Raw genomic sequence first — 15,552 nt, 5'->3', positions numbered from 1 at the left:
TCTGCAATACAATTTCTTATAATTTAGTATTGCTGAAAATGTTTTCTAAGTAAATTTTAACCTAGATAACAATACAAGTCAATCAATTAATTTAAAAAATGACATTATTACTATAAAAAATACAATACATCATTATCTTTTTATGATAACTTATTAGCATAGAAGTAATTCTTTTCATGTAAAATTGTTCTGTAAAAGTCCACCAACTCTCTAATTAACAGTAATAAAAAATTGATTTTCTTTTAAAGTTTAATTTTATGTTAGAGAAAAAAATAAATTTTAATAAATTTAAGGCAATTTATTTTATTAGGTTTCTAAGATAAAATTCATCCTAATTTCTTTGAAAATTTTTGAAATAAAAAGACCTCTCTAATGTTTTCCACTAGAGAGGAATCTAAAATTATTATTTAACAAGTTTTCTATCTTCTACAACAAGTTCTCCATCTACATAAACTTGTTTACATAAGTTTGTAGCAAAGAAGTAAAGTGTATAATCAATATTTTTTGCGTCAAATACTGTAATATTTGCTCTCTTGCCCTTGTCAAAGGATCCAATAGTTTCTGCTCTATCAACAGAATAAGCCGCATTAATAGTAACAGCATTATATACTTCAACTGGAGTAAGTTTCATTTCAAGACAACCAAGTTGCATTATAAATTGAAGATTTGCAGTTGGACAAGATCCTGGGTTTGAGTCTGTACAAAGTGTAATCGCCATTCCCTTTTCAAGCATCTTTCTTGCAGGTGCATAAGTGTCTAGCATAAGTGAAAATGTTGTTCCTGGAAGAAGATTTCCAATTACATTAGCCTTAGATAAAGTTTCAATTTCTTCATCATCAACAACCATCAAGTGTTCTGCAGAAACCGCTCCAACCTTAGCAGCAACATCTACACCGCCAACATTTTCAATTTCATCAGAGTGAATTCTTGCTTTAAAACCATGTTCTTTTGCAGCTTCAAGAATTCTTTCAGATTGTTCTGCTGTGAATACTCCCTTTTCACAAAATACATCACAAAATTCTGCCAAATTTCTCTTTGCGACTTCTGGCATCATGTCAATTACAATGTCAACATATTCATCGGAGTTATCCTTATATTTTTCATGGATTACATGAGCTGCCATAAATGTTCTTACAAGTTCTGTTGGAAAATCTTCATTTAACTTTTCAAGAACTTCAAGTTCTTTAAGTTCAGTTTCAAGATTTATTCCATATCCGCTTTTTGCTTCAACTGTAGTTACACCATGAACTAGCATATGTTCTAGAAGGTCTCTTGTCTTATTATATAATTCATCAAAGCTTGCTTCTTCAGTTGCCTTAAGTGTAGAAAGAATTCCACCGCCTGCTTCAAGAATTTCAAGATATTCCATTCCATTAAGCTTCATTGCAAATTCATTTTCACGACTTCCACCATATACCAAATGAGTGTGTGCATCAATAAGACCTGGAGTTGCAACTTTTCCTGTAAGGTCTACTATTTCAGTATTGTCATCTTTTAAACTTTCGTATCCATTTCCTTCGCCAACTTCTAAAATCTTTCCATCCTTAATTGCGATGTATGCATTTTCTAAAATATCGGCTTCATTCATTTCTTCACCTCTCAAAGGTCTACCTATATCCTTAGGTGAAAAAACTTGTTCTAGATTAATTAATACTTTATCCGCTTTCATATTTCCTCCTCTTTCTGTCACTTTAATATTTATTTTATACCCACTAAATATATTGTAAACTAATTTTTCTATTTTTGATACACTAAATAAATTTTCCATATAATAAATTTATTCGAAAAATAATCTATTTAATTCTTACATTATACTTATGTACGGATACTCAAACATTATATAAATACCTTTTAAATTTTTACTAAATCTTTACAAAAAATACTTTTTTATAATTTTTAGGAAATTAATTTCCTTAATTTAATTCTCTTTTTTATTTACATTTTTAAAAATATAATCTATAATGTCTATTATAAATGGAGGTTGATAAAAGTGATAAATAATCATAATGAAGATGTTCAAAAGATTATGAAGGTACAAATTAAAAACTTGCCAGAAAAAAAATCTTTTGAACAAGGAATCAGAAGAGCTCCTGATAGAGGATTTAGACTTTCAAAAGATCAAACTAAAATTGCTCTTAGAAATGCTCTAAGATATATCCCAGAAGAGTTCCACGAAGAATTAATTCCTGAATTTTTAGAAGAACTTACTACTAGGGGAAGAATCTATGGTTATAGATTTAGACCTGAAGGAAGAATTTACGGAAAACCTATTGACGAGTACAAAGGAAATTGTCTAGCTGGAAAAGCTTTCCAAGTAATGATTGACAATAACTTAGACTTTGATGTTGCTTTATATCCATATGAACTTGTTACTTACGGAGAAACTGGTTCAGTTTGTCACGACTGGATGCAATACAACTTAATCAAACAATATCTTGAAATTATGCACGATGACGAAACACTTGTAATGGAATCTGGTCATCCACTTGGACTATTTAAATCAAGAAAAAATGCTCCAAGAGTTATAATTACTAATGGTCTTATGGTTGGTCTTTATGACAATCTTGACGATTGGGAAGTTGCAGAAGAAATGGGCGTAGCTAACTACGGACAAATGACTGCTGGTGGTTGGATGTACATTGGACCACAAGGTATTGTACACGGAACTTACAACACTATTCTAAATGCTGGTAGATTAAAACTTGGTCTTAGCGAAAAAGACAACTTAGCTGGCAAATTATTTGTTTCATCTGGACTTGGTGGAATGAGTGGTGCTCAAGGTAAAGCTGGAGATATCGCTGGTGCTGTTTCTATCATTGCTGAAGTTGATATTTCAAGAATTGAAACTAGACTTGAACAAGGCTGGATTCAAAAACTTGCTGAAACTCCTGAAGAAGCTTGCGAACTTGCTAAGGGTGCTCTTGAAAAGAAAGAAGCTCTTTCTATTGCATTCCACGGAAATATCGTTGATCTTCTTCACTATATGGACGAAAATGACTTCCACATTGACCTACTTTCTGACCAAACTTCTTGTCACAATGCGTACAATGGTGGATACTGTCCAGTTGGAATTTCTTTTGAAGAAAGAACTGAACTTTTAAGAACTGATATTAAAAAATTCCGTGAACTTGTTGATGAAACTCTTAAACAACACTTTGAAGTTATTAAAAACCTTACTGATAAGGGAACTTACTTCTTTGATTACGGTAACTCTTTCTTAAAGGCTATCTATGATGCAGGAGTTAAAGAAATTTCTAAAAACGGTAAAGACGACAAGGACGGATTCATTTGGCCTTCTTATGTAGAAGACATTATGGGACCACTTCTATTTGACTATGGATATGGACCATTCAGATGGGTTTGCCTAAGTGGTAAACACGAAGATTTAATTGCAACTGACCACGCTGCAATGGAATGTATAGATAAAGACAGAAGATACCAAGATATGGATAACTATATCTGGATCAGAGATGCTGAAAAGAACCAATTAGTTGTTGGAACTCAAGCAAGAATTCTTTACCAAGATGCTAAAGGTAGAGTTGAAATAGCTCTTAAATTTAACGAACTTGTTAGAGAAGGAAAAATTGGTCCTGTTATGATGGGTCGTGACCATCACGATGTATCTGGTACAGACTCTCCATTTAGAGAAACTTCTAACATCAAAGACGGTTCTAATGTAATGGCTGATATGGCTACTCAATGCTTTGCAGGTAACTGTGCAAGAGGTATGAGTTTAGTTGCTCTTCACAATGGTGGTGGAGTTGGTATTGGTAAATCAATCAATGGTGGATTTGGTCTTGTACTTGATGGATCTGAAATGGTTGATGAAATCATTAAACTTTCACTTACTTGGGATGTTATGAGTGGTGTAGCTAGACGTAACTGGGCTAGAAATGATCATGCCATCGAAGTAACTAAAGAATTTAACGAAGACAATGAATTCGGACACATTACTCTTCCTTATCTTGTAAAAGATGAACTAATTGATAATGCTGTTGACGAACTAAACATTGACTGAGTTTAATTAAATATAAAATTTGCCCTGCTTTTTTGGCAGGGCTTTTTACATATTTGAAAAATTTTTCTATATTTTTAATTTGTTTATTATTTCTCTCACATTTTCTTCTACTTCATTTTCCTTTAAAGAAAATATTCCCTTAGACATACATATACCTGGTATGTCTACGCCACTAAAAAAATCTAGGTTTTCTCTTTTTACCCCTCCTATTGGAAATACTGGAATTAATACTGAATCTCTTATATCTTTATAATTTTCTAAAGAAATCATAGACGCATCTTTTTTAGTTTCTGTTTTAAAGAAAGCTCCCGTTCCAATATAAGACGCACCCATATTTTCTGCTTCAATGGCAAGCTCAGGCGTCTTTGCTGTTGCCCCTATCACTTTATCTCTTCCCAAAACTTTTCTTGCAGTTGACACTCTTTCGTCATCTTGACCAAGATGAAGGGCAACATTATATTTTTTTGCAAGTTTTAAATTATCATTTAATATAAATAGACATTCTTCTCCAATTTCTTTTTTTATATTTATAATTTTTTCTCCAAGTTTATATTCATCTGCAAATTTATCTCTAAGCTGATAAATTCTCATCCCACCTTTAACCGCATTTTTTATTTTTAATACTTTATCTCCTTCTGAGATTCCATACAAAGTAGGCTCCTTAAATTTATAAGTTGGGACTAAAACATCAACTTCACCTTTTATTTCATCTATAATTTGCATATTTCTTATAATGTCCAAGGCAGTTATACTATTGTTCCTTATATTTTTTTTCGCAATTTGCCTTAAAAATATCGAAGAAAGAACACAAGCTTTTAAATTAGACATTGGACTAGCTAAAAGAGATCCTATCATTGCAGATTCCATATCCCCTAGACCAGTTATCTTCTTTAAATTTTCATCTCCACCACATATAGAGATGACCATGTGAGAATTTGCAATTATTTCATATTTTCCACTTACTAAAATTGTTGCACCAGTTTTTTCATTTAACTTTATTGCAAGATTTATAAAATCATTTTGTGTAAAATCTGCATCTTTGGAATCTACACCTGTAAAAGTTTTTCCATTAACCAAGTAATTGATTTCATTAAAGTTTCCTCTAATTACATTAAATTTAAAATTTTTAATGAGATATTTTGCCAAATCACGTCTTAGCTTGCTAGAAGAAACTCCAACTGGATCTAAAACAATGGGGATTTTATTTTCATTTGCAATTTTTGCAGATATTTTAATAGCTTCAACTTTATCATCGTTTAACATCCCCATATTTAATACAAGAGCAGAGGACTTTTCTGTAATTTCAGCTACTTCTTTTGAATAGTCTGTCATCATTGGGCTTGATCCTATTAAAAGAGATAGGTCAGCCACCCTATCGCTTGTAACACTATTTGAAATTATGTGAACCAAAGGAGCTTTTTCCCTTAGATCTTTTAAATTATAACTTATTTTCATTTTTATCACGCAAATTATACATATGATATAGTGAACCTCTTCCCTTTCCTATATCAAAACCAAAAGCAATTGCTCCTGTTAAATATTTTTTTGCAGAAAATACTGCATCATAAAGGCTCTTACCACTTGCTAACTCACAAGTTATGGCACTTGAAAGAGTACAACCTGTGCCATGTGTATTTTCATTATCAATATTTTCTCCTTTTATAACAGAAAGACCAGCCTTGTCAAAAAGCACATCATCCTTAGATTCTTTAAGATGTCCACCTTTTATAAGCACTGCTGTATTATATCTTTCGTATAAAATTTTTGCCGCTTCTTTCATTTCTTCAAGCTTTTCAATCTTCTTCCCATAAATTATTCCTGCTTCAATTATATTTGGTGTGATTAATGTTATTTTGTCAAATAAAATTTCTTCCATCTTCTCCACAGTAGCATTGGGCGTAAGGTTAAATCCACTTGTAGATGTTATAACTGGATCTAATACAATGGGAATATCTCTTAAATATTTATCAATAATCTCTGATATAACTTCTACTTGTTGGTGATTTGCCACCATTCCAATTTTTACAGCATCTGGCAATACATCTTCGCAAATTGATATAAGTTGATCCCTTAACATTCCTTTTTCTATATCAAGAGAGGATTGAACACCCATAGTATTTTGTGCAGTAATTGCTGTAATCGCACTCATCCCATAATATTTATAGCTAGTTATAGTCTTCAAATCTGCTTGAATACCTGCACCTCCAATGGAGTCCGAACCAGCTATTGTAAGAATATTTTTAATGTCCATTTAAATTCCTCTCAAATTTAAAATATTTTCCAAGCGATGTGTTCTTAATACTTAAAATAATTATAATCGCTATTATAGAACCGCCAAGAGTACTCACTGAAAAAGGAATTACCAAACCAAATATCGCCATCTCTTTTCCAAGTATAAATTTAGCAACAGGATATGCAATTAATGCACCAATTACACCTGTACCAATTACTTCTCCTAAAAAAGCAAAGGAAAGCTTTCTCGTCTTATAATATAATATTCCCGCGAATAAAGCTCCAACCATTGAGCCAGGAAAAGCCATTGGAGAACCTGTTCCTGAAATATTTCTAATAAGTGAAATACAAAAAGCAACAAGAACAGAGTAAACTGGTCCCAAAAATACAGCAGATAAAACATTTACCATATGCTGTATTGGATAACATTTTGCCAAGCCCACTGGAATATTTACAAAGGAAAAAACAACACCAATAGCAACAAAAAGAGCTGCTATTGTCAATTTCTTAGTATTAGATTTCATATTAAACCTCCCTTAGAGCATGTTGACAAAGCAGCTACATTTAGCCTTATAAATCCCTACGTTGGCATTATCCAAATCAGGTAAACGGTCGAAACTACTAGTTTCCTCTCAGCCTGTCAACAAGCTCCCTTTTATTTTTATTTAATTATATCACTAAAATATTATTTTTAAAAATAATTGACATTCACCTATAAATAACTTATAAATTTAAATCTTTACAATAAATCAAAATTTTATTTTTATATCTTTACCTTCAAGAATTAAATTCATGTTCCTTGCAGAACACATAGAACCACACATAGTGCAGGTGTTCTCTTCTTCTGGAATTGATGAATCTCTGTACTCCCTTGGTTTTTCTTTGTCAAGAGCAATATCAAACATACCTTGCCAATCTAATTTTTGACGTCTTTTACTCATCTCAAGATCCCACTCTCTTGCTTCTTTTATTTTATTAATATCTCCTGCATGAGCTGCAATCTTGCAAGCAACAATCCCCTCACGAACATCGTCTACATCTGGAAGTCTCAAATGTTCAGCAGGAGTTACATAACATAAAAAATCTGCCCCATAAGATGCTGCAATCGCCCCACCAATGGCTGATGTAATATGATCATAACCAGGAGCTACATCTGTAACAAGTGGCCCCAACACATAAAAAGGTGCGTTGTGACAAAGTTTCTTTTGAAGTTTAACATTAGTTTCAATATCACCTATTGGCACATGCCCAGGACCTTCTATAATCACTTGAACATCTTTTTCCCACGCCCTCTTCGTGAGCTCTCCTAATGTTATAAGTTCCGAAATTTGAGAAGGATCTGTCGCATCGTGAATACCACCCGGCCTAAGTGAATCTCCAAGAGAAAGTGTAACGTCATATTCACGACATATATCTAATAATTCATCATAATATTCATAAAATGGATTTTCTCTGTCATTCATCTTCATCCAACCGAAAAGAAGTGAACCACCACGTGAAACAATTTCATTTACGCGTCTATTCCTCATAAATATTTCTGCATTTGCTCTATTTATACCAGCATGAATTGTAACAAAATCGACACCATTTTCAGCATGATTTCTAACAACTTCCAAGAATTCCTTTGGCTTTATATAAGAAAGTCCTTTGTCCAAAAAACCAACTGCATCATACATTGGTACAGTTCCTATCATTGCAGTAGATCTCTCAATTAGTCTTTTTCTAAATTCTTGAGTCTTTCCATAATTGGAAAGATCCATAATAGATTCTGCACCCATTGATAGCGCCATATCTACTTTTTTCATTTCCATATCAATATCATTTAGGTCTTTAGAAATGCCTAGATTTACGTTAATTTTCGTTCTAAGTCCAGTTCCAATACCTTCTGGCGAAATTGATTTGTGATTTTTGTTTTTTGGAATTACAATTTCTCCACAAGCAATTTTCTCTAATAAATAGTCACAAGATACATTTTCCTTTTCTGCAACAATCTTCATCTCTTCAGTGACAAAACCATGCTTTGCCGCTTCCATTTGAGTAGAATATTTCATAAATAAAAAAACCTCCTAAAAATATTATAGGAGTGGCATTACTTTTCCCCATCAAGGCATTATCCTAACAGGTAAAATGGTCGAGTGTTAACTCCTCTCAGCAATTTGCTCCCATAAGTTTATTTATTATATTATTTGTAAATTTTAAAATCAATTTTATAATCTTAAATCATATTTTTTAATATTTTATAACTGAATATACTTTCTCTCCATCTAAAACTTCTCTTCCTTTTAGTTCTGGAAGTTCTACCAAAAACACTAAAGAAGAAACTTCTCCTTCTAACTTCTTTACAAGATCCACACAAGCTTTTGCTGTACCACCTGTTGCCAAAAGGTCATCTACTATTACAACTTTTTCTCCAGGTTCTATTGCATCTTCATGTATTTCTATTGAATCTCGTCCATACTCAAGTTCATAAAATTCTTTTATCTTACTCGCAGGAAGCTTTCCTGGTTTTCTCACAGGAATAAATCCCTTGCCAAGTTTATAAGCTAATGCAGACCCAAATATAAATCCTCTCGCTTCAATTCCAATGATCTTATCTACATCTTTATCTATTTTTTCTGCCATTTCGTCCACTGAAAGTTTAAAAGCATAATTATCTTTTAAAAGAGTCGTGATATCTCTAAAAATTACGCCAGGCTTTGGATAATTTTCTATTGCACGAATTGTATCTTTTAATTCCATAACATCCTCCATTCCTTTATAGTATAACATCATTTTTTACCATTTATCCAAAAACTTTTAATATTTAAGCTTTATATGGTATAATTATTTAAATTTTTAATCTTAAGTTAAACTTGCATTTAGAGGTGTAATATGAACAAAAATATTCACAATAAAAATTACAATATTAGAAAGGCAACCTTTGGCGAAGCTGTATTTACATTTGCCTTCCTTGTTATAATAATGTTTATAAGCATAATTAAATACAAAGAATCTCCACATATCCCTATGTTAATTGGAGTACTTATCGCTTCCATAGTAGGTCTTAAAATTGGATACAGTTGGAAGTTTATAGAAAATTCAATGATAAAGGGAATCTCCCAAGCAATGCAATCTATTATAATACTTGCGATAATAGGAGTTTTAATTGGTATATGGATACTTTGCGGTGTTGTCCCAACTATGATTTATTATGGTCTTTTAATATTAAAACCATCATTCTTTTTAGTAGCCACAGTTTTAATTGCATCCATAACTTCCCTAGCTACAGGTACAAGTTGGGGGACTGCCGGAACGATGGGCATTGCTCTTATGGGTATTGCAAAAGGCCTTGGCATTCCTGCACCTATTACAGCAGGTGCAATTCTATCTGGTGCATATTTTGGTGACAAAATGAGTCCCCTATCTGACACTACAAACCTTGCACCTGCCATGGCAGGTACCGATGTTTTTACTCACATAAAGGCAATGTTAAAGCCTACCCTCATAACTTACGCTATAACTCTTATTATTTTTGGATTTTTATCTACAAAGTACAAAAATACTTCTGCGGATTTATCTAGTATAAACATTATAACTAATGGTCTAAAAAATAATTTTAACATTAGCCCCATACTATTAATTCCACCAATTGTAGTTGTTGTTTCCATTGCAGCAAAAGTACCTGCACTTCCTGGAATTAGCCTTGGCATTATTGTCGCTGCATTCTTAGGTCCAATTTATCAAAAAGTTAACTTTGGCGATATATTATCTGCTGCATTAAATGGTTTTGTTTCAAATACAAATGTGGAATCTGTTGACAAACTTTTAACAACAGGTGGACTAAACAATATGATGTCCTCTATATCCCTTACTATAATTGCAATGATGTTTGGTGGAATTGCAGAAGAAACAGGAATACTTGAAGCCATAGTAAAAAAATTCTTGCACAAAATAAAATCAACAGTGGGAATTGTCACAGCAACAATATTAACTTGTATATTCACAAATGCATCAATGCCAGAGCAATATATATCTATTGTTGTGCCAGGAAGAATGTTTAAAAATGAATATAGAGATAGAAACCTTCATCCAAAACTACTATCCTCCACATTGGAATCGGGAGGTACTGTAACATCTGCAATGATACCATGGAATACTTGCGGAGTTTATATGTCTTCTGTTCTGGGAGTTGCTACAAAGGCATATATTCCTTTTTTATTCTTCAATCTATTAATGCCAATAGTCCAAATAATAGTTGCAGGAATTGACTCTAAAAAATTCACTTTAGATAGTGATAAAAATACTATCATAGATTGAAAAGAAAACTCTTTTTGATATAATTAATGAGGAAATTAATTATTCAAGAGGTGTAATATGTACAAAGATATAATAACTGGACTAACTAATTCTGCTTGCACAAAGAAAAATCTGCTTGACGATTCACTCTTCAAGTATATGGTTGCTTCTGTTCTTGCAGGATTTTTTATTGGAATGGGACTTTTAATTATGACACTTTCAGCAAGCGTCTTTTCTTCTCTATCTATTCCAATTGTAAAATTTATCAATGGATTTGTATTCTCCCTTGCTCTTTCTTTTGTTATATTTGCAGGTGGGGAACTTTTTACGGGAAATGTTCTTGTGACAAATATTGGAAAAATGAACAAAAAAATTGATACATCAATGCTTTTAAAAATCTTATTTTTTTCTTACATTGGAAATCTTTTGGGCTCAATTTTAATATCACTTTTATTTTCAATGACTGGTGTTTCAGATGAATTTAATCGTGCACTTTTAAAACTTGCAACAGGCAAAACTAGCTTTAATTTTTCTATACTTTTATTTAAGGGAATTATGTGCAATATTTTAGTTTGTCTTGCAGTTTTAATTTGTTCTAGAAAAATTTCTGATACTTCTAAATTAATTATGATTTTTTGGTGTATATTTGCCTTTGTAAGTCTTGGTTTTGAACATAGTATTGCAAATATGACTTGTTTTGCACTCACAAAAATTTTAAATCCAGAATTTGGATTCGGATTAATTTTAAAAAATTTAATACCAGTCACAATAGGAAATATTATTGGAGGATTTTTAGTTGCTTTAACTTATAATGTTTTGGGAAGCACAAACCAAAAATAAAATTTAATTTTAGTCAACTTGCGAGAAGAAATCCTCGCTTTTTTATGTGATTTTACAATACAAAATATATTCCAAAATAATTGGACATTTTAAAAAAATTAATCTATAATACCCTTTAAACATAAAATAGTTTTATTTTTATACATTATTTTAATGTTTTATAAAACATGGAAAGGATGATTAAAATGGATATTATTAAACTCGCTAAAGAAAATGAAGCTTTGTGTATCGAAATGAGAAGAGAACTTCACAAAATTCCTGAACTTGAACTTAACCTCCCAAAGACAGTTAAATATGTAAAAGAAAAATTAGATGAATTTGGAATTTCTTATAAGGAATTTGTGAATGGAAATGGTATTGTGGCAACTATTTATGGAAAAGAAGATGGAAAATGCCTCGCTATAAGAGCTGACATGGATGCCCTTCCTATAAAAGAAGAAACTGGACTAAGTTTTATGTCTACTCACGAAGGTAATATGCACGCCTGCGGTCATGATTCACACACTGCAATTGCCCTTACCGCTGCTAAAATAATAAATGAAAATAAAGATAAATTTAAAGGTGCTGTTAAATTTATCTTTCAACCAGGCGAAGAAGTTCCCGGCGGTGCAGAACCTATGATAAGAGAAGGCTGTTTAGAAAATCCAAAGGTAGATCACATAATTGGAATGCATGGCGGAAAACTTTCTGATATGCCACAAGGTTCTATTGGATTTAAAGAAAAGGAACTTATGGCTTCTATGGATATTTTTTCTATAAAAGTTAAGGGCAAGGGTGGTCACGGAGCTAATCCTCAAATGACTGTAGACCCAATTATTATATCTGGAGAAATTCTAATGGGTCTTCAAAAAATAGTTTCAAGAGAAATCGCTCCAATTGAAAGGGCACTAATTTCTGTTTGTAAAATAAATGGCGGCACAACTCAAAATATTATTCCAGATGAAGTCAATATGCTAGGTACTGCAAGAGCCTTAGACGAAAATACTAGAGATTTAATTGAAAATAGAATTGGTGAAATTGCAGATGGCATTGCAAAAACTTATGGTGGATCTGCCGAAACAAAATACACTAGATTTTATCCAGTTTTAAATAATGATCCAGCTTTTACAAATTATGTAAAAAAAATTACTGCTGAACTTTTTCCAGAAGACATATTTGATCTTTCTGCTCCAACAATGGGTGGAGAAGATATGGCATTTTATTTAAAAGAAGTTCCTGGAACATTTCTATTTTTATCAAATTTAGCTCCTGCTAAAGACGGAAAATATTATCCCAATCACAACTCTAAATTTGATTTAGACGAAAAAGAATTTTACAAGGGTGTTTCAATCTTTGTTGCCACTGCTTTTGACTTTTTAAAATAGGTGAAATTATGAATAAAACAAATTTAAAAAAAGATTATAAACTTCATATTTCAGTTCTTATTCTAGCAATATTGGCTGAAATAATTGGAGCAAAGACTCTTAAAATAGGTAGCATAAACATTGTATTTTCTCCTCTTATTTGGTCAATGCTTATGATGTTCGCCTTTTATATGTCTCCTTTAAAAATTGTAAAGAAAGAAAGTTCTGAGAATGCAAACTTGATGATGGGAATAGGACTTGCGCTCTTAATTGCAAAACTTGGAGTTGCCAGCGGCTCTCAGCTAGAAGAAATTAAAAAAGCTGGGCTTGCACTTGTACTTCAAAATTTTGGAAACCTTGGAACTATAATCATTTCCCTTCCGATAGCTCTTGCACTAGGCCTTAAAAGAGAATCCGTTGGAATGTGTCACGCTCTTAGTAGAGAAGCAAATGTAGGACTAATTCAAGATACTTATGGTGCAGAATCTGCTGAATTTAGAGGCGTAATGGCAGTATACATTATTGGAACAATTTTGGGTCCAATAGTTATGAGTATTATTTCTTCAATTGCAATAAGCCTTGGAATTATTTCTCCTATTGCTGCAGCAATGGGCACAGGTGCTGGTTCTGCTTCAATGATGACAGCTGGCCTTTCTGCTCTTATCGCAAATTATCCAGAACTTGAATCACAAATGACTGCTTTTGCGGGACTTTCCAATTTAATATCAAGTGTAATTGCACTTCCTCTTGGAATATTCTTGGGACTTCCTATAACAGAATTTTTATATTCTAAACTTAAAAGAAAAAAAGGAGAAGATAAATAATGGAAAAATTAAAAACACAAATTCCAAATATCATTATAGCATTAGTATTAACAATAATAATGACTTGTGCCTGCAATATAATTGGATACGATTTTTCACTAGAAGAATCCTTACCAGGTCTTCTTATTTTGGCAACTATATGTATTTTGGGCTATACATTATCCTTTTTAGTTCCCCTAGAAAAAATTTCAGCAGTCCTTTGGATTTCAATTATTGCAATTTTAGTTGCATCACCAATATCACCTTTTTCAGAAAATGTAGTCTTCTATGTCAATAATATTAATCTAAATGCAATTATAACTCCAATACTTGCCTATGCAGGAGTTATAATTGGGAAAGACTGGGGTGCCTTTAAAAAAGTTGGCTTAAAAGGCATCATAGTTTCAATTTTTGTGATCATAGGCACATTTTTAATATCAAGTTTAATGGGCGATTTCTTCATGAAGTTATTTAATTAAAATTTTGGGACAGGCTATCTTACCTGTCCCATTTTTTAATAAATTAATTATTCAAAAATTCATTTCCAGAAATTTTCATCTCATCAACAACAAAAAGAGTAAAACTTCCCTTTGCTAATAATTTTTTGTTAGTATGGGCTTCTACTTCAACCACTGCTGTACTTCTACCCAAGTGAATAATTTTTGTTTTAGAAAAAACTTCTTCACCCAAAACAGAACTTGCAATAAAATTTATGCTTGAATCTAATGTTACAGCTTTTTTACCATTAATTATACAAAGACATCCTGCTGCGGTGTCCATTAGCGAAAACATCTGTGCACCATGTAAGATATTGTAAGCATTCATTTGATTTTTATTTGGATTCATCTTTAAAACTAAATTATCACCTTCTAATTTTACAAACTCCATGTTGCTACTCTTTACATAATTATCTTTTTCAAATAATTCCTTTAAATTCATTTTTTCCATTTATTCTTCCCCTTTAAAAAAACTAAGTTGTCGTATACTTAAATCAGCTAAATTAGAAATTGTTATTCCAATTAGCCTCAACTTCTCGCCACCATAGGCTTCGTCAAAAATTTCAAGACTCTTTTTATAAATATCATCTTCTGCATAAATTGCTTTTTCATAAGTCTTCGACCTCGTCTTTACCTTAAAATCTTCATTTTTCATTTTTAGAGTGAGAGTATAACCTGAAATTTCCTTTACAATTAAGTCTTCAGAGATTTCATGAGAAAATTCTTTTAAATATCCTATTAATTCATCTCTTTTGCTTGTAACTTCAAAAGTCGTCTCAGTCCCAAGACTTTTCCTAACAGTATTTGGCGTAACTTTTCTATTATCAATTCCCCTTATTCTATTGTAAATTTCTTCGCCACTTTTCTTAAACATACTGACCAAAAAATCATAGGATAGAGAGTAAAGCTCTTCCACAGTATTTATCCCAATATTTCTAAGTTTTTTCTCAGACTTCTTTCCAATCCCATGAACTTTTCTAATGTCTAGAGGAAATAAAATCTCTGGGATATCTCTTTTTTTAATAATCATTATTCCCTTAGGCTTGTTCCAGTCACTTGCAAGTTTAGCCAAAAACTTATTATAACTCATGCCAATACTGACATTTAGACCTGTCCTATTATAGACATCTTTTTGAATTTCATAGACAATATTTTCATCATAACCAAGACCTTCTATATCTAGATAGCTTTCATCAATAGAAACTTTTTCTATCACCTTTGTATATGTTTTTAAAACATCAAAAACTTCACGAGACTTCTCAAGATACCTATCCCTTCTCATGGGCATTATAATCAAATGATCACAAAGATTTTTCGCCATATACATTGGCATAGCCGAATGAATTCCATACTTTCTCGCAACATAATTAGCCGTAGTTACAATGCCATGATTGCTCTTGCCACCTACGACTACTGGTTTACCTATTAAACTTTTATCATCTAATTCCTCAACAGAAGCATAAAAAGCATCTATATCTACATGAATAATATTTTCCATAAACATCACAACTAGTATATCACATACTTTTTATAATGAATACAAT

The 15,552-nt window shown here is 32.0% G+C and carries 14 protein-coding genes and 1 riboswitch; of the genes, 6 read left to right on the top strand and 8 right to left on the bottom strand.

Annotated features, from left to right (window positions below):
- Window positions 1-403: 403 nt before the first annotated feature.
- A complete protein-coding gene (gene hutI, locus BQ5450_RS07845; RefSeq protein WP_071126495.1) occupies window positions 404-1,669 on the bottom strand; it encodes an imidazolonepropionase in 1,266 nt (421 codons plus the stop codon).
- A gap of 321 nt (window positions 1,670-1,990) precedes the next feature.
- On the opposite strand from hutI, the gene BQ5450_RS07840 reads away from it, so the two are divergent.
- Window positions 1,991-4,018, top strand: a complete 2,028-nt coding sequence (locus tag BQ5450_RS07840; RefSeq protein ID WP_010244577.1) for a urocanate hydratase — start codon at window positions 1,991-1,993, stop codon at window positions 4,016-4,018.
- 66 nt (window positions 4,019-4,084) lie between these two features.
- On the opposite strand, the gene BQ5450_RS07835 is transcribed toward BQ5450_RS07840, so the two are convergent.
- From BQ5450_RS07835 to BQ5450_RS07815, 5 genes are all read right to left on the bottom strand, one after another.
- Complete coding sequence (locus BQ5450_RS07835; RefSeq protein WP_071126604.1) at window positions 4,085-5,473, bottom strand: hydroxyethylthiazole kinase; 1,389 nt, start codon at window positions 5,471-5,473, stop codon at window positions 4,085-4,087.
- A complete protein-coding gene (thiD, locus tag BQ5450_RS07830; protein WP_010244583.1) occupies window positions 5,457-6,269 on the bottom strand; it encodes a bifunctional hydroxymethylpyrimidine kinase/phosphomethylpyrimidine kinase in 813 nt (270 codons plus the stop codon). Before thiD ends, BQ5450_RS07835 begins: the two co-directional genes overlap by 17 nt.
- Window positions 6,259-6,774, bottom strand: coding sequence for an energy coupling factor transporter S component ThiW (gene thiW / locus BQ5450_RS07825; RefSeq protein ID WP_010244586.1), 516 nt, complete (start codon window positions 6,772-6,774; stop codon window positions 6,259-6,261). Before thiW ends, thiD begins: the two co-directional genes overlap by 11 nt.
- Window positions 6,775-6,809: 35 nt before the next feature.
- Window positions 6,810-6,915, bottom strand: a riboswitch (TPP riboswitch).
- An 84-nt stretch (window positions 6,916-6,999) separates the two neighbouring features.
- Window positions 7,000-8,301: a phosphomethylpyrimidine synthase ThiC gene (gene thiC / locus BQ5450_RS07820; protein WP_071126494.1), complete on the bottom strand. Its 1,302-nt coding sequence runs from the start codon at window positions 8,299-8,301 to the stop codon at window positions 7,000-7,002.
- A gap of 178 nt (window positions 8,302-8,479) precedes the next feature.
- On the bottom strand, window positions 8,480-8,989 hold the full coding sequence (locus BQ5450_RS07815; protein ID WP_071126493.1) for an adenine phosphoribosyltransferase: 510 nt from the start codon (window positions 8,987-8,989) through the stop codon (window positions 8,480-8,482).
- 132 nt (window positions 8,990-9,121) lie between these two features.
- Between BQ5450_RS07815 and nhaC the strand changes: the two genes are divergently transcribed.
- From nhaC to BQ5450_RS07790, 5 genes are all read left to right on the top strand, one after another.
- Entirely contained in the window at window positions 9,122-10,546 is a 1,425-nt protein-coding gene (nhaC, locus tag BQ5450_RS07810) for a Na+/H+ antiporter NhaC (protein ID WP_071126492.1), read from the top strand.
- A 57-nt stretch (window positions 10,547-10,603) separates the two neighbouring features.
- Complete coding sequence (locus BQ5450_RS07805; RefSeq protein ID WP_010244597.1) at window positions 10,604-11,365, top strand: formate/nitrite transporter family protein; 762 nt, start codon at window positions 10,604-10,606, stop codon at window positions 11,363-11,365.
- 185 nt (window positions 11,366-11,550) lie between these two features.
- The gene (locus BQ5450_RS07800; RefSeq protein WP_010244600.1) at window positions 11,551-12,729 is read left to right on the top strand and encodes a M20 metallopeptidase family protein; all 1,179 of its coding nucleotides are present in this window, start codon (window positions 11,551-11,553) and stop codon (window positions 12,727-12,729) included.
- Between the two features lie 8 nt (window positions 12,730-12,737).
- Entirely contained in the window at window positions 12,738-13,532 is a 795-nt protein-coding gene (locus BQ5450_RS07795) for a DUF3100 domain-containing protein (protein ID WP_010244603.1), read from the top strand.
- Window positions 13,532-13,990 carry a hypothetical protein gene (locus tag BQ5450_RS07790; protein ID WP_010244606.1) on the top strand — a complete coding sequence of 153 codons (459 nt, stop codon included), beginning with the start codon at window positions 13,532-13,534 and terminating at the stop codon, window positions 13,988-13,990. Before BQ5450_RS07795 ends, BQ5450_RS07790 begins: the two co-directional genes overlap by 1 nt.
- 43 nt (window positions 13,991-14,033) lie before the next feature.
- On the opposite strand, the gene BQ5450_RS07785 is transcribed toward BQ5450_RS07790, so the two are convergent.
- Together BQ5450_RS07785 and BQ5450_RS07780 are read right to left on the bottom strand one after the other, a co-directional pair.
- The gene (locus BQ5450_RS07785; protein ID WP_010244609.1) at window positions 14,034-14,459 is read right to left on the bottom strand and encodes a PaaI family thioesterase; all 426 of its coding nucleotides are present in this window, start codon (window positions 14,457-14,459) and stop codon (window positions 14,034-14,036) included.
- On the bottom strand, window positions 14,460-15,506 hold the full coding sequence (locus tag BQ5450_RS07780; protein WP_010244612.1) for a DNA polymerase IV: 1,047 nt from the start codon (window positions 15,504-15,506) through the stop codon (window positions 14,460-14,462). It lies immediately after the preceding gene.
- Window positions 15,507-15,552: the final 46 nt, after the last annotated feature.

Origin of the sequence: Peptoniphilus lacydonensis, from assembly GCF_900106515.1 — a bacterium.
GTDB lineage: Bacteria > Bacillota > Clostridia > Tissierellales > Peptoniphilaceae > Peptoniphilus_A > Peptoniphilus_A lacydonensis.
This window is presented reverse-complemented; position numbering and strand designations above follow the sequence as displayed.